Raw genomic sequence first — 19,888 nt, forward strand, 5'->3', positions numbered from 1 at the left:
AGTAGGGGATCGAGCCGTTTCATCGTAATCGTTTCACCTGAAAGTGTTTCATGATCTACTTTTTTTACAACCTGCTCACCACCGTCGTGGTCGTCCTCGGTCTCCCCTTTTTTCTGATCAAACTGATCACCACACCCAAGTACCGCCCCGGCGCCGCGCAACGTCTCGGGTTCTACCCGAAAGAGGCGGCCGAAAAACTCCGGGGCCGGGAGGTGCTCTGGATTCATGCCGTCTCCGTGGGAGAGGTCATCGCCGCCCTGCCGTTAATGCGTGAACTGCGCCGACGGTATCCCGAACGGAAAATTGCACTCACGACCGTAACGGCCACGGGAAACCGGATTGCCCGCGCCCAGGCAAAAGAGGCCGACGTCATTCTCTTCTTCCCCTTCGATTTGAAACCGATCGTCGGCAAAGCCATCCGTCTGACTCACCCCGCTCTCTTCATCCTCATCGAAACGGAGATCTGGCCCAACTGCATCCATGCCCTGTTCAAAAAGAAAATCCCCAGTCTGGTCGTCAATGGCCGGATCTCCCGGAACTCCTTTTCCGGCTACCGCCGGATTCGCTTCCTCATGAGTCGGGTCCTTCCCGAAATTACCGCCTTCTCCATGCAGACGAAAGAGGATGCCCGTCGGATCATCGCTCTTGGGGCACCGCCGGAGCGGGTTCGGAATACCGGAAATATCAAATTCGACATCACGGCGAATCCGCTGACCGGAGAAGAAGCACGACAGATACGGAACGATTACCTTCTTCCCCCGGAAGGACCTATTTTTATCGCCGGAAGCACCCACCCCGGCGAGGAAGAAATCATCATCAAGATCTACCGACAACGGAGGAAGGTCCACCCCGATCTTACACTGATCCTGGCGCCGCGACATCCCGAACGATGCAGTGAAGTGGAAGAACACCTGCGGACAGCCGGGCTCTCCTATCAGAAGCGGAGTCATCCGGAGACGGGGAAGGAGGTTCTCCTCCTCGACACCGTGGGAGAACTCTCCCGCCTGTACGGAATCGCCACGGTCGCCTTCGTGGGGGGAAGCCTCATCCCTCACGGCGGGCACAATATCCTGGAACCGGCCGTTTACGGCGTCCCCGCCCTCTTCGGACCCCACATGGAAAACTTCCCGGAAATCTCGAAGATCATGAAAGAACGGCGGGGGGGGATCGAATGCGACGGCGCCGAACAACTCGGAAAAACCCTGGAAGAACTTCTGAACGACCCCGGAAAGCGGAAGATCATCGGCCGGGCCGGCAGGACCATCATTGAAGAGAATCAGGGGGCTTTGGAACAAACCCTGACGCTCATCGATCAACAGTTAACCGCTGTGTAAAAAAATTATCGGCTGTGTTATGTTTGTTTTTTCGTCATTGACGATTGCGGGTCGGAAGAATTTCATGAACGGTTCATCAAAAATCGCAGTTTTGCAGAGGCTCCTTTCGCCCCTGTCTCCCCTTTATCAGGGAGGCGCAGCTCTGCGTGCCTCCCTTTATCAAAAGAAGATCCTGCCGTCGAAAGGACTGCCGAAACCGGTGATCTCCGTGGGAAACCTCACGACCGGAGGATCGGGGAAAACCCCCCTGGTGATCGAAATCGTTCAGCGGTTTTCCGGAGAAGGGCTCCGTTCGGCCGTACTGAGCCGGGGCTACAGGGGAAATTCCAGAGCACCGGTCAATCTTGTTTCCGATACAACCCGGATTCTCATGGATGCCGCCGGCGCCGGAGACGAGCCTTTCCTGATGGCCCGGAAACTGCCGGGAACCCCGGTCATCACCGGCAAGGATCGTTATACCGCGGGGATGGAAGCACTGCAACGGTTCGAGATCGACCTTTTCCTCTTAGACGACGGTTTTCAGCATCTCCCACTGAAAAGGGAGATGAACATTCTCCTCATGGATGGTCAAAACCCGTTCGGATCAGGCAGATGCCTCCCCGGCGGAGACCTTCGGGAAGGACCTTCCGCCCTGCGCCGGGCCGACCTGATCCTCTTTGCGGGCAGCCCCGCCGAGGCGGACCGGAACCACATTCACCGGTTGGCGCCCCGGGCCTCTTTTCATTCCGTCCGGTTCGAGGCAACGGGTGTGACGGACCTCGGATTAAAACCGGCTGCCCCCCTCTCCTTTCTAAAGGGGAAAACTCTCTTCGCCTTTGCCGGGATCGCCCGGCCGGGAAGGTTCTACGAAACACTGGAGCAGGTCGGCGTAATTCTTCAGGGACGGCGAAGCTTTCCCGACCACCACAACTATCGTCCGGAAGAGTTGAGAGCCCTCCTTAACGAAGGAAAGGACCGGCAGGCCGAGGGGTTGATCACCACCGAAAAGGACGCCGTACGAATTACCTCTTTCCCGGCGGGGCTGCCCCTTCATGTACTGCAACTCGGAGTCATTCTGGACAATCCAAAGGACTTTCTGCAGGAAGTCCGGCGAAAAACGGGAGTATGAGGATATGAGCAGAAGGGCAATCTTTCTCGACCGTGATGGAACCATCAATGAAGAGGTCGGCTATCTCGATCATCCCGACCGGATCGTCCTGCTCCCCGGCGCCGCCCGGGCAATCCGCAGAATAAACGAAAACCAGCTTCCCGCCGTGGTCATTACAAACCAGTCGGGAATTGCCCGGGGATACTTCAATGAAACCGCTGTAGCAGCAATCCATGATCGGCTTCGCAAAGAATTAAAACGCGAGGGGGCCTATCTCGACGCAATCTATCTCTGTCCCCATCACCCCGAAGGAGCGGTTCCTGAATATCGCCGGGAGTGTCCCTGCCGGAAACCGGGGACGGCCCTCGTGGAAAAAGCCGCCGAAGACTTGGGGATTGACCTGCAGGCATCGTTCATGATAGGAGATCATGTAAAGGATATGGAGCTTGCCCTTGCCGCAGGGATGACAGCCGTCATGGTCCGTACGGGACACGGCCGGAAACAATGGGCACAGACCGACAATGATCTGCGCTGCCGGATTGCCCATCTGGCGGAAGATCTCGCCGCAGCCGTGGAGTGGATCCTGGGAGAACTCTGAAAAAGGAGAATGCACGATGTCCATGAACAAAGACCTGCTCGAAATCCTGGCCTGCCCCAAGTGCAAGGGCGAACTGAGCTTGACGACCGATGAAACCGGCCTTGACTGTCCGGCCTGCAAACTCCGTTATCCCATACGAGACGATATCCCGGTCATGCTGATCGAAGAAGCGGAAAACCTCGATCACTGACCGCCACGACCCAACATGATAACCACACCGCAAAACATCCTGATCCGGGGCGTCAACTGGTTAGGCGATGCCCTGATCACCATTCCCGCCATGCGGGTCCTGCGTGAACGTTACCCTCGCAGCCGGATGACTCTCCTCATCAAGGCCCCCCTTGATACGCTCTTTGACGGATTCGATGCCGTTGATGAAGTGATCGGCTTTTCCGTCCGGAAAGGAATCGCCGGGCTGCCTGACCGTTTACGTCTGATCAGGAGACTTCGAAAGTCAAAATTCGATCTCTGCCTCATTCTTCCCAACTCCTTTGATTCCGCCCTGATCCCGTTTCTCTCGGGGATCCCGGAGCGGACCGGTTTTAACCGGGACGGTCGGGGAGCCCTCCTGACCCGGCGGATTCCGCCCATAGCGAAAGGAAGAGGTGAACACCAGGCCCGGGAGTATCTGAAACTGATTCTCGAGGAGACAAACACCCCGGAGAAACTCGACTTTTCCCTCTCACCGGGACCGGCGGCCCTCGGCTGGGCCAAAGAACAGATCGCCTTCCTCACACCATCGGACGACACCCCCCTCATCGGGTTAAACCCCGGCGCCGCTTACGGCCCGGCAAAGATGTGGATTCCCGAACGTTTCTCCGAACTGGGGACCCGTCTCTTCAATGGGATCGGCGCGGACATTCTCCTTGTCGGCGGTCCCTCGGAGATCGCCCTTTGCCGGAATATCGCACGGAGGATTTCCGGGGAGGTCCTCGATCTCTCCGGCCGGACCGATCTGCCTCAACTGGCTGCCGTCCTCTCCCTCTGCGACCTGGTTGTCACCAACGACTCCGGTCCCATGCACCTCGCATCGGCCGTAGGGACCCCCGTGGTAGCCCTCTTCGGCTCAACCGACCCCGACGCGACCTCGCCCCTGGGGGAGCATGTCATTCTCAGCAAACGGATGGAGTGCGCCCCCTGCCGGGAGCGGATCTGCCCCCGGGGAGACATGCGTTGCATGAAAGAGATCGAAGTGGAAGACGTGATGGAGGCAGTCATCCGGCTCCTGCCGGAAGCGGGGGAATCCCGTGATGATTGACCTTTCGATTCTCATCGTCAGTTACAATACCCGGGAACTGCTGCTTCACTGCCTGGAAGGGATCTTCCGCGTAGACGGCCGCCTGACCCTGGAGGTCATCGTCATCGACAACGCCTCGAAGGACGGAAGCGCCGACACCGTAGCCCGCTCATATCCGCAAGTCCACCTGATCCAAAACGCTGAAAACCGGGGATTTGCCCAGGCCGTCAACCAGGGACTACGGGCCTCCTCGGGGAGAAACCGTCTTCTCCTCAATCCCGATGCCGTCGCCGAACGAAAGACTCTTGAAGCCATGGCCGACTATCTCGATCACCATTCCGAAACGGGGGCCGTTGGGGTACAGCTTCTTCACGAAGACGGACGCCTGCAGAACAGTATCGCCTCCTTTCCCACTCTGGCCACGGAACTGCTGAATAAAAGCCTCCTGACCCGGCTTTTCCCTCATCGATTCCCCGGAAAGAACAGGCCATTCGAAGGACCGATGGAGGTGGAATCATTAATCGGCGCCTGCATGATGGTCAAAGGAAAAGTTATTCAGTCGGTGGGACTGCTCGACGAAAGATATTTCTTCTTCTTAGAAGAGACCGACTGGTGTCTCCGAATGCGTCGGGCAGGTTGGAAAATCGTCTTTCTGCCGGAACTTCGGGTCCCTCACCTTCAGGGAAAGAGCGCATCACGGAATCTCACGGCCGCCCGGATTGAGTACTACCGCTCCCGCTACCGGTTCTTCATCCTCCACAGGGGAAGGACTGCTACCGCCCTGCTGCGGGGAGGGTTAATCGTAAAACTCCTGGTCGAATGCACAGGCTCTCTCCTTCTGATCGCCATGAAAGGCTTTTCCGACAAAAAGGAGACAACACGCCTCCGGGTCCGCCTGGGACTCCTCGCCTGGCACCTGACAGGCTGTCCGGATGATGAGGGACTTGAAAAAGCAGGAACAAGCTGTGGTCAGAACTTGAGATGAAACTTGGAGATCAACGACCAGGAAAGTTTATTTTTCTGGGGTGTTATGGGATCGGTGAGAGAATCAATGCTGGTCGCGTAGCCGGCACCAACGGAAAAGCCGAGGCCGGGAGCAATTTCATAATGACCGGCGATATCAACTTCATATCCGACGTTGGAGGTGGAAACACCGTTTTTCTCTTCCACCGTCTGGGAGAGACCCGTCGACAGGTTCGCGGAGAACTTCTCCGTCGCCTGATACTTGGCGGTAGCCACCACCATACTGATGTTGGAGAGGCTCCCGTTGTAGGCAAACCGTGAATGTTTGGGCCCGTAGGCCAGGGAACGGGGGATGGAAAAAATCTCCAGGTAATCACTCTCCGAGGCATCCAGAAACTTGTCGGCATTCAGAGATCCCTCCCCGATCTTGATGCGCTCGACATCAACCGTTAAGGGGAGACCGAGATGAGCGGATAAATCGTAACTCTGTTTGCCGTAACTCAGCCCCTCCATGGAATGCGCAGGGTCCATATCATAGACGATAAACCCGTTGACCCCGGAGGGATGGAAAAAAGTGATTTGCTGCGAATCCGATACGGCAGGCTGTCCATCTTCCCCCCAGGCCGGACCTGCACCGAAGAAAAGTACGGAAAAAACAAGACAACATATGGAAAGTATGCATCTTTTCATGATTCAACCACAGCCGTCCCTCAATTAAGCCGATAAGCTTACTTTACAAAATACCTTTATGCAACGTTAGCAAGATTTATCACTTCTGTCAAGATTAATTCTCTTCGATAATCCTTCAGAATTATACATAAACGCCCCCCTTCCCCGGCACACCGGAATACTTCTACTTTGAACGAACGTAATTTACCACAATATCACCGATCTCCGTCGTGGAGTGCCCCATCCTGCCGGCGGACATACTTTTCATCTCCTTCGCAATCGTCCGCATCACCGCCTTCTCGATCCTCTCCGCGGCGGAGGTCTCCCCGAGGTAGTCGAGCATCATCTGCCCGGCGCAGATGGCCGCCAGGGGGTTTATGACGTTCTTTCCGGTATATTTCGGTGCCGATCCCCCGATCGGCTCGAACATCGAGGTCCCTTCGGGATTGATGTTCCCGCCGGCGGCGATTCCCATCCCCCCCTGGGTGATCGCCCCTAAATCGGTGATGATGTCTCCGAACATGTTATCGGTGACGATAACGTCGAACCATTCCGGATTCTTCACCATCCACATGCAGGTGGCGTCGACATGGGCGTAGTCGGTTTCAATATCGGGGTAATCCTTCGCCACCTCGTGGAAGGTCCGTTCCCAGAGATCGAAGGCAAAGGTCAACACATTGGTCTTGCCGCAGAGGGTCAGCTTGTTCTTCCGGTTTCTCTTCCTGCAGTATTCAAAGGCATAGCGGATGCATCGCTCCACCCCTTTGCGGCTGTTGATCGATTCCTGGATCGCGACCTCGTCCGCCGTCCCCTTTTTCAGGAATCCCCCGGCCCCGCAGTAAAGACCCTCCGTGTTCTCCCGCACCACCACGTAGTCGATCTCCTCCGGCCCCTTGTCACGCAAAGGGGTTTCCACCCCGGGGTAGAGCTTGACCGGCCGGAGGTTGATATACTGATCGAGGGCGAAGCGGGCCTTGAGGAGGATTCCCTTCTCCAGGATCCCCGGTTTCACATCGGGATGGCCGATCGCCCCTAAATAGATGGCATCAAGATCCCGGAACTCCTCAATGGCCGAATCGGGAAGAATCTCTCCCGTCTTCATATAGCGTTCGCCCCCGAAATCATAAGACGTCAGATCAAAGGAGAATCCCTCCATTTCAGCCGCCGCCTTCATAACCTTGACCCCTTCCGCCAGGACCTCCGGTCCCGTTCCGTCTCCCCCCATCAATCCGATCTTATAGATCTTTTCCATCGTTTTTCCTTTCCATAAAAGAATCGCTGTCCGCACTCAGTTTTCAGAGGCCGGCAAAAAATGACTGAAGAACTGCACCTGAAACTATATCTTCTGTTTTACGTACGCCATCAACCCTCCGGCGGCAATCAGCTCCTGCATGAAAGGAGGAACGGAGACCGAGGCGAACTCCCGGCCGGTCGTTCTGTTCCGGATCACACCGGTTTCCATTTCCACCTCGATTTCATCCCCCTCGGAGATCCCGGCAACCGCCTCCTCCGACTCAAAGATCGGAAGCCCCATGTTGAAGGCATTCCGGTAAAAGATCCGGGCGAACGATTTCGCAATCACCGCCGAGACCCCGGCCGCCTTGATGGCGATCGGCGCGTGTTCACGGGAGGAACCGCAGCCGAAGTTCTTCTCCGCAACGATCAGATCCCCCGGCGTCATCCTGTTCATGAATTCCGGATCGGCATCCTCCATGCAGTGTTTCGCCAATTCCTGCGGATCGGAGGTATTAAGATACCGAGCCGGTATAATCTGGTCCGTATCGACATCCCGGCCGAACTTCCAGCCCTTTCCTTTAATCTGCATTTTGTGATCCTCCAAGGGTGATGAAATCGTAAAAAGTCGTTTTCCGGATTCCGTTCATGGTTCGACAGCCTCACCACGAACGGAACATCAATCACTTACACCGTTCGCCCTGAGCACGGCTCTCCTGAGTATGTCGAAGGGTCTGTCCTGAGCCGGTCGAAGGGTCGAAGGGCTTCGTGACTTTTTACGAGACCATCAAGGGTTTAAGGATTCACGGTGGTTTTCTTTTGCCTTCCCCCGTGACACCCCGTGTCCCCCGTGGTTAATGTCTTTCGGTTTTTGCTTTCGCCTTTGATTTTACTTTGCCGCTTTGTGCCTTTGTGTCTCGGTTTTTACCTGTTTTATACAACTTCCTCCGGATGGGTAATCCGTCCCGTCACGGCCGAGGCGGCCGCCACGGCGGGATTTGCAAGATAGACTTCACTCTCCGGATGTCCCATCCGTCCGACGAAGTTCCGGTTTGTCGTGGCCACGGCCCGTTCCCCTTTGGCGAGGATTCCCATGTAACCTCCCAGGCAGGGACCGCAGGTCGGGGTACTGACGGCGGCTCCCGCTTCGATGAAGATATCGAGGAGCCCCTCCTTCATCGCCGCACGGTAGATCTGCTGCGTGGCCGGGATGACGATCATCCGCACATATTTCGCCACCTTCTTTCCCCGGATCACTTCCGCCGCCTCCCGGAGGTCCGGAAGTCGTCCGTTCGTACAGGAACCGACCACCACCTGATCGATGGTGATCTCCGAGGCCTCCCCTACACCATGAACGTTCTCCGGCAGATGAGGAAAGGCAACCTGCGGTTCAAGTTTCGAACAGTCGTATTCCCGAACGTCGCAGTAGGATGCGTCCGGATCGCTGAAGTAGAAGAGCGGTTTGCGCCGGGCACGCCCCGTGACATACTGCTCGGTAATGGCGTCCGGAGCGATGATTCCGTTCTTGCCGCCCGCTTCAATGGCCATGTTGGCCATCGTAAGGCGGTGTTCCATGGGGAGGGTTTCGATCACCTCGCCGGTGAACTCCATGGCCCTGTAGAGGGCACCGTCGACACCAATCTCCCCGATGGTATGAAGAATCAGATCCTTGCCTCCCACCCACTTCGGGAGCTTCCCCCTGTAGATGAACTTCATCGATTCGGGGACCTTGAACCAGGTCTCACCGGTGATAAAGGCCGCGGCAAGGTCGGTGGATCCCATGCCGGTGGAAAAAGCGCCGAGCGCACCGTAAGTGCAGGTATGAGAATCCGCACCGATCACAATGTCCCCCGGTACGACGATCCCCTGCTCCGGCAGGAGGGCGTGCTCCACCCCCATCTGACCGACCTCGAAGTAATAAGTCAGGTCCTGCTCCCGGGCGAAATCACGGAGGATCTTACATTGCTCCGCCGAGTCGATATCCTTGTTGGGGGAGAAATGGTCCGGCACGAGCACAACGCGCTCCCGGTCGAAGACCCGTTCCGCACCCGACTCCCGGAATTTCTTTATCGCAATCGGCGCCGTGATGTCGTTGGCCAGGGCGATATCGACCTTGGCCGTGATCAGTTCCCCCGGCTCGACTTTATCCTTTCCGGCGTGAGCCGCAAGGATCTTTTCGGTAATCGTCATTCCCATGATTTTTGTCACCCTCCACCTGATTATTTCACCTTCCGCGAGGGAGGGTGAAATAATCAAATCACCCCCACCCTGACCCTCCCCCAAGGGGGAGGGGAAAATTACAATACATCAATCTTACAAAAACCCCATACACCTCTTAAGATTCTGTTGCAAATGCCGCAGATGCAAGGCGCGACATTATTTGTCGAATGAGGCGTACTTCCTCGTACGCCGCAGATGGGGTTATGCACACAATCGTGGTAACGACTCAGGTTGCCCCGGTTTTGTTGCAGGGCAAGGAGCGAGGAGCGCACAACCGGAAGCGTATATGTAATACGCTGAGGATTCAAGCACCGCAGCACCTCAAGATACCCTATTTTCATAGCCGCTGAAAGCGGCAACAAAAATATAAAGCGAGACACGCGACGCTCCGTAACATTGTTACGGAGCAGCAAGCGTAACGCCGCCATGCAGCAAAAGAGGGGTGAGATGAGTCGTTACTATTTACGGTTGCGCCTCCAGTGCTCCAGCCGATTCAACGCATTCACGTAGGCCCGGGCGGAGGCGAGGATGATGTCGGTGTCGGCCCCCTGCCCGATGAAAATCTTCTCCCCGTCCCGGACGCGGGTCGTCACCTCCCCCTGGGCGTCTGTGCCGCCGGTGATCCCCTTGACGAAATACCCGACAAGAGGAGAGTCGTTCTTCGCGATCTTCCTGATCGCCGAATAGACGGCGTCAACGGGACCGTCCCCGGTTGATTCCACGGTCACACACTCCCCGTCCACACACATCCGGACTTTCGCCCGCGGAGCTTTCCCCGTGACGCTGTGGGCCTCGACCGACTCCAACTCATAGATATCCGGAATCCGATAGACCTCGTCGGCAATCAGCGCCACGATATCCTCATCGAAGATCTCTTTCTTGGCATCGGCCAGGATTTTGAAACGGTCAAAGGCCCGATCGATCTCCTCATCGTTCAACCGGTACCCCATCTCTTCAAGACGGGTCCGAAAGGCATGCCTGCCGGAATGTTTCCCGAGAACGAGCGTACTCTTTGCCAACCCGATCGACTCGGGGGTCATGATCTCGTAGGTCTCCTGTTTCTTGAGAAAACCGTCCTGGTGAATCCCCGACTCATGGGCGAAGGCATTCGCCCCGACGACCGCCTTGTTGGCCTGCACCAACATCCCCGTAATGTTACTGACCAGACGCGAACTCTGGTAGATTTTTTCCGTCTCGATATTTGTGGTCACACCGAAGAGATTTTTCCGGGTCCGGACCGCCATGACCGTCTCTTCCAGGGAAGCATTTCCGGCCCGTTCCCCCAGCCCGTTGATGGTGCATTCCACCTGACGGGCGCCGTTCTGTACGGCGGCCAGGGAGTTGGCCACGGCCAGTCCCAGATCGTTATGACAGTGGACACTGATCACGGCCCGGTCGATATTTTCGACCTTCTCCCGGATCACGGCAATGAGCCTTCCGAATTCATCGGGAATGGCATAACCCACGGTATCGGGGATGTTCACGGTGGTCGCCCCGGCATCGATGACCGCCCCGATTACTCGGCAGAGATAGTCCACGTCGGAACGGGCGGCATCCTCGGCGGAAAATTCCACATCCTCCGTATATTTCTTCGCTCGCCGGACGGCCCGGACGGCCTGTTCCAGGACCTCCTCCCGGGACTTCTTCAGTTTAAACTGAAGGTGGAGATCGGAGGTCGCGATAAAAATATGGATTCGTGCCCGCTCCGCCTCACGCACCGCCTCCCACGCCCGGTCGATATCCTTCTCCGTGGCCCGGGCGAGACCGCAGATCACCGGCCCCTTCACCGTTCGGGCAACTTCCCGGACCGATTCAAAATCCCCGGGGGACGCGATCGGAAACCCCGCCTCGATGATATCGACCTTCAGCGCCGCTAACTGCCGGGCCACACGAATCTTCTCCGCGAGGTTCATGCTGCATCCGGGTGACTGCTCCCCATCCCGAAGGGTCGTGTCGAATATTCGTACGATCTTTTCCATGGCATCCATCCCCGAGGGCTTCCGGTTAAAAATGGAAAGAGAGAGAGGGCCTGAGTCGTTACGAAAAAAAGACCCCCGCCTCAAGCTCATAACTCTCACAAGCCAGGGACGAGGGTCTGATGCAGCCCACGTGGTACCACCCTGATTCAGCAAAACGGGACAGCCCCCGCTCCGCCCTTCATTATATGGGTGAGATAACGGTCACAAACCGGCGAAAACTACTGCGTCCCTTACGGAAACGGTTCCCCTTCGCGACTCCAAGGCGAGTTCAAAGGCCCCTGTGCCGGTTCGCACCACCCACCGGCTCTCTGAAACAGGGGAAGCTTCTACTACTCCTTATCATCGTCAATTCTATCTTTTTACTACATCTTCATCATCAATGTCAAGTACATCAATCGATTTTCTGTGACGGATTCCTTCGACCACGCCGGAAAGAGCATAGGTCACGGCAATCAGGAAGAGAACAATCTCCGGTTTTGCCGCGATCACCAACGCCCCCAGGATCGAGAAAACCAGGATCTTGAAGGGACGCCGTTTGACCAGGTCAACATCCTTGAAACTGTAGTACCGGATGTTACTCACCATGAGAAAGGCCGTGAGAAGAACCACAATCACGAACCAGAAGGGCTTGTCCGACTCCGAATAGCCGAAAATCTCATGATAGGCAATCACGGACGTGGCGACCACACCGGCCCCGGCCGGAATCGGCAATCCGACGAAATATTTTTTGTCCACCACCTCGACGTCGGCATTAAACCGGGCAAGGCGGAAGGCCCCGGCCAACACGAAGAGAAAGGCCGCCAGCCAGCCGACCCGTCCGAAGGGCTTGAGCGCCCAGAGAAAACTTAAGATCGCCGGCGCCATCCCGAATGTCACAAGGTCGGAAAGGGAATCGTATTCCACGCCGAAGCGGGAGGTGGTATGGGTCCACCGGGCGATCTTGCCGTCCAGGGAATCAAAAAGCCCGCCCAGGATAATCGCTACCGCCGCCCGCTCATAATCGCCCAGGACGGAGGCGATGATGGAATAAAAACCGAGAAAGAGATTCCCCGAGGTAAAGATATTCGGGAGAAGATGGATCCCCCGTGGACGGTCAGCGGCTTTATTCATACCGGGCTATTTCTTTTCCTTCACCAGTTTTTCCTTCTGGAGCCAGCTCATCATGGAACGGAGTTTCTTGCCGACCGTTTCAATCGGGTGGGCCAGTCCCTTGTTCCGCAGGGCATTCAACACCGGCGCATTCACCCGGTTCTCCAGCATCCATTCCCGGGCGAACTCCCCGTTCTGGATCTCCCCCAAGATCTCCTTCATGGCGGCCCTCGATTCCTTTCCGATCACGCGAGGACCGCGGGTCAGATCACCATACTCCGCGGTATTGCTAACCGAGTAACGCATGTTCGCAATCCCGCCCTCCTGGATGAGATCGACGATCAGCTTCAGTTCATGGAGACATTCAAAATACGCCATTTCCGGTGCATATCCGGCTTCAACCAGTGTCTCGAACCCGGCCATCACCAGTTCACTGCACCCGCCGCAGAGGACGGCCTGTTCGCCGAACAGATCGGTCTCCGTCTCTTCCTTGAAGGTCGTCTCAATCACTCCGGCCCGGCCGGCTCCGATGGCACGGGCATAAGCCAGGGCAACCTTTTTGGTATTCTTCGAAGGGTCCTGAAAAATGGCGATCAGGGACGGCACTCCGCTTTTCTGGAGATACTCATGACGCACGAGATGTCCCGGACCTTTGGGAGCGACCATCATGACATTTACATCCGCCGGCGGCACGATCTGCCCATAGTGGATATTGAATCCGTGGGAAAAGCTGAGGATATTCCCCTTCTTTACGTGAGGGGCGATCTCGCTTCGATAAACCTCGCCCTGGACCTCATCCGGCAGGAGGATATGAATCACATCCCCCCAGGCCGCAGCCTCCGCCACGGTCATGGCGGTCATTCCATCCTTCCCGGCCTGCTTCCACCCGCGGGAACCTTTCCGGACGCCGACCACTACGTTCATTTTGCTGTCCCGGAGATTCTGAGCCTGGGCATGTCCCTGGCTCCCGTATCCAATAACGGCAATCTTCCTTTTCTTTAAAAGCGCCGGATCCGCATCCTTGTCATAATAGATCTTCATAAACTTCCTCCTGTCTTTATCCTCTGGACATGGCCGTCAGGCCCGTCCGCACGATTCCCTTGATCCCCAAGGGCTTTAACATATTGATCATTCCGTTGACTTTTCCCTCGCTTCCGGTCACCTCGATCGTGTAGTGGGCGTGGCTTGCATCCACCACCTTGGCCCGGAAAATATCGACAATCCGGAGTGCTTCGGCACGATGTTCCGCCTTGGCCGAGACCTTGATCAGGACCAGCTCCCGATTGATGAAGTCCGCTTCCGTCGAATAATCGATCACCTTGATCACGTTGATCAGCTTGTTCAGTTGTTTCGTAATCTGTTCCAGGATCCGGTCATCCCCCCGGGTCACAAGAGTCATCTGCGACAGAGCCGGATCAAGTGTGGGAGCGACATTCAGGCTTTCGATATTAAATCCCCGGCCGCTGAAAAGACCGGATACCCGGGCCAGAACACCGAATTTGTTTTCCACCAGAACGGAGATGGTATGACGCATAATTCCCTGAATCCTTTGAATGGTTTCGGACAACACGCAGCGGTTTGCTGCGGACCGGTTCTACCTATCCGGTGATCCGGTCGGCCTGGTCGGAGGTCAGTTTCTTCTTCCCCCGTTTCTCCTCAAAGATCATCTCATCGATCGCCGCTCCCGCCGGCACCATCGGCATCACGTTGGCCTCCCGGTCGATCACGAAATCGAGAAGGACCGTGTTTTTGATGGAGATGGCCTCCCGAACGGCATCGGGAACATCTTCTTTTTTCGTCACCCGGATCCCTACCGCCCCGTAGGCCTCGGCCAGTTTCACGAAGTCGGGACCACTCTGCAGGCAGGTTGAAGAGTACCGGCAGTCATAAAAAAGCTGCTGCCACTGCCGGACCATCCCGAGAAAACGATTATCAAGAATGGCGATATTCACCGGCAGACGGTGCTGAACGGCCGTGGCCAGTTCCTGAATATTCATCTGGATGCTGCCGTCCCCTGCGATATCGAAGACCACCCGGTCGGGACAGGCAAACTGCGCACCGATTGCCGCGGGAAAACCATATCCCATCGTCCCCAGTCCCCCGGAGGTGAGGAATTGGCGAGGGGATTGAAATTTATAGAACTGGGCGGCCCACATCTGGTTCTGACCGACTTCGGTCGTGATGATGGCCTTGCCTTTCGTCGCCTTATAAATCTCTTCCACCACGTATTGCGGAGCAATCTTTCCCTTGCGTGTACGATAGATCAAGGGACGCTTTTCCCGCCACTGCGCAAGCCGGTCAAGCCATGCTTTATGTTTTGCTTTCCAGCCTGCGCCGCGCACAGCGGAAATCAGCTTGTTCAGTTCCCGCAGGGTATTCCGGCAATCTCCGACGATCGGGACATCGACACGGACGTTTTTCTTGATCGATGTCGGATCAATATCAATATGGACAATCTCCGCCTTGGGCGCAAAGGCATCGATCCTGCCGGTCACCCGGTCATCGAAGCGGGCGCCGACGGCAACAATGAGATCGGCATTCTGGAGGGCCAGGTTGGCGACATAGGTCCCGTGCATACCGGGCATTCCGAGAAAGAGCACATCCTCCCCGGGAAATCCGCCCAGCCCCATCAGGGTACTCGTCACCGGAATCCAGGTCTTTTTGGCAATTTTCTTCAGCTCCTCTGCAGCCCCGGAGAGGATCACTCCGCCTCCCGTGAACAGAACCGGTCGTTCCGCTTTCCGCATCAACGACACCGCCCGCTTGATCTGCTGAAGGTTCCCGTGCAGGGTCGGTTTGAAACCCTTCAGATCGACCTTCGACGGATAAACAAATTCCGTCTTGTTCACCGAGACATCCTTGGGAAGATCGATCAAAACCGGTCCTTTGCGTCCCGTCGTGGCGATATGAAAAGCCTCCTTGATGGTCGAAGCCAGTTTGGAGACATCGCTGACCAGATAGTTGTGCTTGGTGCAGGGGCGAGTGATCCCGACGATGTCCGCCTCCTGGAAGGCGTCGTTTCCGATCATCGACATCGGGACCTGGCCGGTAAAGATCACAAGAGGAATCGAATCCATATAGGCCGTGGCAATGCCGGTCACTGTATTGGTGGCGCCGGGACCGGAGGTTACCAGGACCACGCCCGGTTTTCCCGAGGCACGGGCATAGCCGTCGGCCGCGTGGACGGCCCCCTGCTCATGCTTGGTCAGGATATGACGGATCTCCCGCTGTTGATGAAGGACATCATAGATATTCAGCACCACTCCGCCGGGGTAACCAAAGAGGGTATCGACCCCTTCCTTTTTCAGACATTCCACAAAGATTTCGGCACCGGAAAGTTTCATGCGACTCTACCTCGACAAATCTACAGGAGCTGTGTACGTGAATGGGAGACTTTATCACCCTTGCCCGGAAAAGACAAGCGGAAATTGGATCCAAATTCGGCATGGCTCCCATCGCAGGGAGCTGTAAAACGGAGGGAAAGAAGGTCAGGGAGAGATCGTCCCCTCTGCCGCCGGACCCTTCCGGCCGTTTCTCTGTTCCCGGAAAACAATCCATGACTCCAGTACCAGCCAGACCTCAAGAAGAAGGATAAGCGATCCGACGCCGAGGAGAAGGAAGTTCCGGTCCCGCCAATAGGCGGAGATCTTCAGGAACATCCCGGAGATGGAAACAACCAGCATAAAGACCATCGGAAGCATTGTATAAAGTGTCGGCCGACCTTTCCTGTAAAGATAGACACTGACCGTCAGAAGGGCCAGCGCTGCAATGATCTGGTTGGTCACACCGAAGAGCGGCCAAAGGGCCATCCCCGACGAGACCTTTCCAACGGGGATCCGGGCCAGGGCCAGTCCCGAAAGAACGGCCGCGGCAGAGGCCGGGTAACGATTCTGCAAAACGGAAATCCCGGCATTTTCACCGATCTCGGAGACGATAAAGCGAAGCATTCGGGCACAGGTATCAAGGGTGGTCATGGCAAAGGAGACGACGATTACCACAACGAGGGTTTTCGAAACCTCCGGAGAAAACCCGAGGGCCGAGACGAAACCTCCGGCCCCGTCCACAAAGGCCCCCAACTTATGCGACAGGGAGTTCATCGCTCCCCAGGAGGCATACCGCTGATGCCAAAGGGCGGCCGAACCGATCCCGGCCGTACAGGCGAGTACCGCCATGGTCGAGAGACTCCCCTCGGCCAGCATGGCACCGTAACCGATAAAGGAAGCGTCCGTCTCCCGGTCGATCTGTTTGGCCGTTGTCCCGGAGGCAACAAGGGAATGAAACCCGGAGATCGCCCCGCAGGCGATCAGGATAAAGAGAAAGGGGAAGATCGGCGGGGCGCCGACCGGATGAAGCTGAACCGCAGGCGCCACGATCTTCGGATGGACGAGAAAAAGCCCGAGGTACATCGCCCCCAGCCCGAAATAAAGGGCGAAGGAGTTCAGGTAATCCCGGGGTTGGAGCAGCGCCCAGACGGGGAGAACGGAAGCGACAAAGGCATAGGAGAGCAGGATCACGATCCAGAGATTCAGTGAGATCCCGCCCCCCATGGGATGAGAGGCCCCATAGGCAATCCCCCACCCCATCAGGAGAACGCCGACGACCGTTGCCCCTTTGAGACCGAAACCGGTCTTGAAGACCAGGGTTCCGATCCCCATGGCAAGGATAATGAGAAAAAAGGTCGGAAAGACCGACTGGGGATGCTGCCGGAAGAGGACCCCGATGACGATGGCAAAAACCGCAAGGACGAGGCTCAGTCCAAAGAAGATCAAAATCAGGAAGAGATTGCGCGCACGGCGACCGATGAGATCTTCCGTCAGATCCCCAATGGAACGGCCCTGGTGCCTGAGAGAAACGACAAGGGACGAAAAATCATGGACCCCGCCGATAAAAATCGTTCCCAGAACCACCCAGAGAAGCCCCGGCAGCCAGCCGTAAATCACGGCAATGGCCGGCCCGACGATGGGTGCCGCCCCTGCGATGGAGGCAAAATGGTGGCCGAAAAGGACATAGCGGTTGGTGGGAACGAAATCGATGTCATCCCGCAGGGTATGGGCCGGAGTCGCCCGTTCAGGATCGATCCTGAAGATCTTCCTCCCCAGAAACCGGGCATAAAACCGATAGGCCAGCAGATAGGCCGTAAGGGCCATCAGGGCGACCAGTACACTGTTCATCTTCTCCTCTCTTCGGAATGCGGGCCTTCGACGTCCCCGGGATAGGTCCCTCTATTCAAAAAAATGGAGTACCGTCCGATAACAGAGCGGCGCCTTCGGAATCTCCCGTGTGGAAACAGCAGGAACCCTCCCCAATTCATGATCTCCATTCTTCACGACAATCTCGCCATAGGCCTTCCCCTTGATGATCGGCGCCGGGAGAACGGAAGGGAGGGACAATTCCCGATGTACCCGCGATTCTTGTCCACGCCGGACATGCACGAAGAGATCCGCGGCCGCCGACAGAGGGACGCTCTTTTTTCTGGCACCGGTCACGACAACCTTCGAGGAAACGGGTTCTCCCTTTTTGACGACCTGTATCTTCCTGTACATGTTAAACCCGATACTGAGGAGACGTCCGGATTCCCGGACACGGGATGCATCACTGGAGGCCCCCATCACCACGGAGATCATCCGTAAACCGTCCCGGGAAGCCGTGGCCGTGAGATTATAGCCCGCCTTTCGGTAGTAACCGGTCTTGAGCCCGTCGGCACCGCGAAAATTCCCGATCAGTTTGTTCGTATTGTCGAGGATGAACGCTCCACCCCGGAAGGGGGCCCGCTTCGTTGAGGCCCACTCCAGAATCTTGGGATACTTCACGAGTGCTCTCGCCAGAAGCGACAGGTCATAGGGACTCGAGAGATCGGGCTTCCCGCCCCGCCCGGGCGGCAGACCGTCCACACTGTAGTAGTGCGTGTCGCCCATCCCCAATTCCCGGGCACGACGATTCATAAGGTCGACACACCCTTCCACGCTCCCCGTGAGAAACTCCGCAACCGCCACACAGGCATCATTGGCCGAATGGATGACAATGGCCTTCATCATCTCCTCCAGCGGGAAGACCTCCCCCTCCTTCAAATAGACCTGGGATCCGCCGAACCGGCTCGCCTTGGCCGAGGTTTTGACAGGGTCCTGCAGAGTCACCGAATGCATTTGAACTTTTTCCATGACCAGCAGCATCAGCATCATTTTGACCATGGAGGCCGGCGGCCTGCGATCGTGATCATTCTTCTGATAGAGAACTTCCCCGGTGTCGGCATTCACGAGGATCGCCGCTTTGTAGTCCCCGTCCCGGACCGTGACGGGAGGACCCTCCCCGGCCATGGCGATCCACGGTGAGGTGATCAAAATGAATAAGAGAAGAGCGGAGAGAAACGATCGAACTGCGGCAAAAGACATGCGATTCTCCTTGGGAATGATATCATCTGGAGGGCTGTCATATTCGCACATCCGCCCCCTGGTCGTCAATACCCACGATGTAAGAAATGGAAGGCCGTTAAGCAGTAAAGAGGAGGATCCCCTTGCAGATGAGCCAGGCCATGAGGATCGTCATGGGAAGGGTGAAGATCCAGGCCAGGACGATCTTGCCGACAACCCCCCAGCGGACGGCCGTTAATCGCTGTGTGGCGCCGACCCCCATGATGGCCGTCGAAATCACATGGGTCGTACTTACGGGAAGACCGAAATGACTGGCACCAAGGATCACCATCGTGGCCGAAGTCTCGGCGGCAAACCCGTGAACCGGTTCCAGCTTCAGCATGTTGACACCGATGGTCTTGATCACCCGCCACCCCCCCAGGGCCGTTCCCAACCCCATGGCGATGGCGCAGACGAGAATAACCCAGACGGGAACGACAAGAGAATGGAGATAACCGCCGCTCACCAGCGACAGGGTAATGATCCCCATCACCTTCTGGGCATCGTTCGATCCGTGGGAGAAGGCCATAAAGGCCGAGGAGAAGAGCTGTAACCGACCGAAATTCCTGTTGATCGTCCCCTTGGGCAGATTCCCGAAAAGCTTCAGGATTCCCTTCATGAGCCCGTAACCGATGAGGATCCCGAAGATCGGGGAGAAGAGCAGCGCCAGGAAGATCTTCGTGAGCCCCTCATATTCGAGGATCCCCAGACCACCATAGGCTGCGGCCGCCCCCATGAGGCTCCCGATCAGGGCATGGGAAGCACTGACCGGCATTCCGACCCAGGTCATTGCCGCGTTCCAGAGAAATCCGGAGAGGAGCGCCGCCACAACCACAACCCCCGTCACCGCCTCGGGGGCAACAATCCCCCGGCCGATGGTCTTGGCCACCGCCGTTGAGAAAAAGGCGCCCAAGATGTTCATGGAGGCCGCCATAAGGACCGCCTGCATGGGGCTCATCACCCGAGTGGAAACCACCGTGGCGATGGCATTGGCCGAATCGTTCCAGCCGTTACTCATGTCAAAGACAATAGCGATCAGAACGATCAGGAGAATGGTTCCGTTCATCATGAG

Annotated in this window: 18 protein-coding genes and 1 other annotated feature; of the genes, 6 read left to right on the forward strand and 12 right to left on the reverse strand. The window is 56.8% G+C overall.

The window, feature by feature from the left end:
• Nucleotides 1–50 precede the first annotated feature (50 nt).
• The 6 genes from GXP58_04500 to GXP58_04525 all read left to right on the forward strand — a co-directional run bounded on the left by GXP58_04500 (nt 51) and on the right by GXP58_04525 (nt 5,241).
• Nucleotides 51–1,334 carry a 3-deoxy-D-manno-octulosonic acid transferase gene (locus tag GXP58_04500; protein ID NOY52863.1) on the forward strand — a complete coding sequence of 428 codons (1,284 nt, stop codon included), beginning with the start codon at nt 51–53 and terminating at the stop codon, nt 1,332–1,334.
• Nucleotides 1,335–1,398: 64 nt separating this feature from the next.
• On the forward strand, nt 1,399–2,442 hold the full coding sequence (gene lpxK / locus GXP58_04505; protein ID NOY52864.1) for a tetraacyldisaccharide 4'-kinase: 1,044 nt from the start codon (nt 1,399–1,401) through the stop codon (nt 2,440–2,442).
• A 4-nt stretch (nt 2,443–2,446) separates the two neighbouring features.
• Complete coding sequence (locus GXP58_04510; GenBank protein NOY52865.1) at nt 2,447–3,019, forward strand: HAD family hydrolase; 573 nt, start codon at nt 2,447–2,449, stop codon at nt 3,017–3,019.
• 16 nt (nt 3,020–3,035) lie between these two features.
• On the forward strand, nt 3,036–3,209 hold the full coding sequence (locus GXP58_04515) for a Trm112 family protein (protein ID NOY52866.1): 174 nt from the start codon (nt 3,036–3,038) through the stop codon (nt 3,207–3,209).
• A 15-nt stretch (nt 3,210–3,224) separates the two neighbouring features.
• Nucleotides 3,225–4,277 carry a lipopolysaccharide heptosyltransferase II gene (gene waaF, locus GXP58_04520; protein ID NOY52867.1) on the forward strand — a complete coding sequence of 351 codons (1,053 nt, stop codon included), beginning with the start codon at nt 3,225–3,227 and terminating at the stop codon, nt 4,275–4,277.
• A complete protein-coding gene (locus tag GXP58_04525; protein ID NOY52868.1) occupies nt 4,270–5,241 on the forward strand; it encodes a glycosyltransferase family 2 protein in 972 nt (323 codons plus the stop codon). The genes waaF and GXP58_04525 overlap by 8 nt, the downstream gene beginning before the upstream one ends.
• On the opposite strand, the gene GXP58_04530 is transcribed toward GXP58_04525, so the two are convergent.
• From GXP58_04530 to GXP58_04585, 12 genes are all read right to left on the reverse strand, one after another.
• Nucleotides 5,226–5,909, reverse strand: a complete 684-nt coding sequence (locus GXP58_04530; GenBank protein NOY52869.1) for a hypothetical protein — start codon at nt 5,907–5,909, stop codon at nt 5,226–5,228. The genes GXP58_04525 and GXP58_04530 overlap by 16 nt on opposite strands.
• A gap of 163 nt (nt 5,910–6,072) precedes the next feature.
• Nucleotides 6,073–7,140, reverse strand: coding sequence for a 3-isopropylmalate dehydrogenase (locus GXP58_04535; protein ID NOY52870.1), 1,068 nt, complete (start codon nt 7,138–7,140; stop codon nt 6,073–6,075).
• Nucleotides 7,141–7,224: 84 nt separating this feature from the next.
• The gene (gene leuD, locus GXP58_04540; GenBank protein ID NOY52871.1) at nt 7,225–7,713 is read right to left on the reverse strand and encodes a 3-isopropylmalate dehydratase small subunit; all 489 of its coding nucleotides are present in this window, start codon (nt 7,711–7,713) and stop codon (nt 7,225–7,227) included.
• Between the two features lie 341 nt (nt 7,714–8,054).
• On the reverse strand, nt 8,055–9,317 hold the full coding sequence (leuC, locus tag GXP58_04545) for a 3-isopropylmalate dehydratase large subunit (protein NOY52872.1): 1,263 nt from the start codon (nt 9,315–9,317) through the stop codon (nt 8,055–8,057).
• 482 nt (nt 9,318–9,799) lie between these two features.
• Nucleotides 9,800–11,320 (reverse strand): 2-isopropylmalate synthase, encoded by a 1,521-nt coding sequence (locus tag GXP58_04550; protein ID NOY52873.1) that lies wholly within the window; start codon nt 11,318–11,320, stop codon nt 9,800–9,802.
• Nucleotides 11,321–11,421: 101 nt separating this feature from the next.
• Nucleotides 11,422–11,672 (reverse strand) — a binding site (T-box leader).
• The gene (gene pssA, locus GXP58_04555) at nt 11,672–12,430 is read right to left on the reverse strand and encodes a CDP-diacylglycerol--serine O-phosphatidyltransferase (protein ID NOY52874.1); all 759 of its coding nucleotides are present in this window, start codon (nt 12,428–12,430) and stop codon (nt 11,672–11,674) included. Its footprint overlaps the feature before it by 1 nt.
• Nucleotides 12,431–12,436: 6 nt before the next feature.
• Nucleotides 12,437–13,450 carry a ketol-acid reductoisomerase gene (gene ilvC / locus GXP58_04560; protein ID NOY52875.1) on the reverse strand — a complete coding sequence of 338 codons (1,014 nt, stop codon included), beginning with the start codon at nt 13,448–13,450 and terminating at the stop codon, nt 12,437–12,439.
• A 16-nt stretch (nt 13,451–13,466) separates the two neighbouring features.
• Nucleotides 13,467–13,943 carry an acetolactate synthase small subunit gene (ilvN, locus tag GXP58_04565; protein NOY52876.1) on the reverse strand — a complete coding sequence of 159 codons (477 nt, stop codon included), beginning with the start codon at nt 13,941–13,943 and terminating at the stop codon, nt 13,467–13,469.
• 64 nt (nt 13,944–14,007) lie between these two features.
• Nucleotides 14,008–15,753, reverse strand: a complete 1,746-nt coding sequence (gene ilvB, locus GXP58_04570) for a biosynthetic-type acetolactate synthase large subunit (protein NOY52877.1) — start codon at nt 15,751–15,753, stop codon at nt 14,008–14,010.
• 144 nt (nt 15,754–15,897) lie between these two features.
• Nucleotides 15,898–17,580, reverse strand: coding sequence for a carbon starvation protein A (locus GXP58_04575; GenBank protein NOY52878.1), 1,683 nt, complete (start codon nt 17,578–17,580; stop codon nt 15,898–15,900).
• 51 nt (nt 17,581–17,631) lie between these two features.
• Nucleotides 17,632–18,798 carry a D-alanyl-D-alanine carboxypeptidase gene (locus GXP58_04580; GenBank protein ID NOY52879.1) on the reverse strand — a complete coding sequence of 389 codons (1,167 nt, stop codon included), beginning with the start codon at nt 18,796–18,798 and terminating at the stop codon, nt 17,632–17,634.
• A gap of 97 nt (nt 18,799–18,895) precedes the next feature.
• Nucleotides 18,896–19,885: an inorganic phosphate transporter gene (locus tag GXP58_04585; protein NOY52880.1), complete on the reverse strand. Its 990-nt coding sequence runs from the start codon at nt 19,883–19,885 to the stop codon at nt 18,896–18,898.
• Between the last annotated feature and the right edge of the window lie 3 nt (nt 19,886–19,888).

This window comes from Deltaproteobacteria bacterium (assembly GCA_013151235.1).
Taxonomy (GTDB): Bacteria; CG2-30-53-67; CG2-30-53-67; order CG2-30-53-67; family CG2-30-53-67; genus JAADIO01.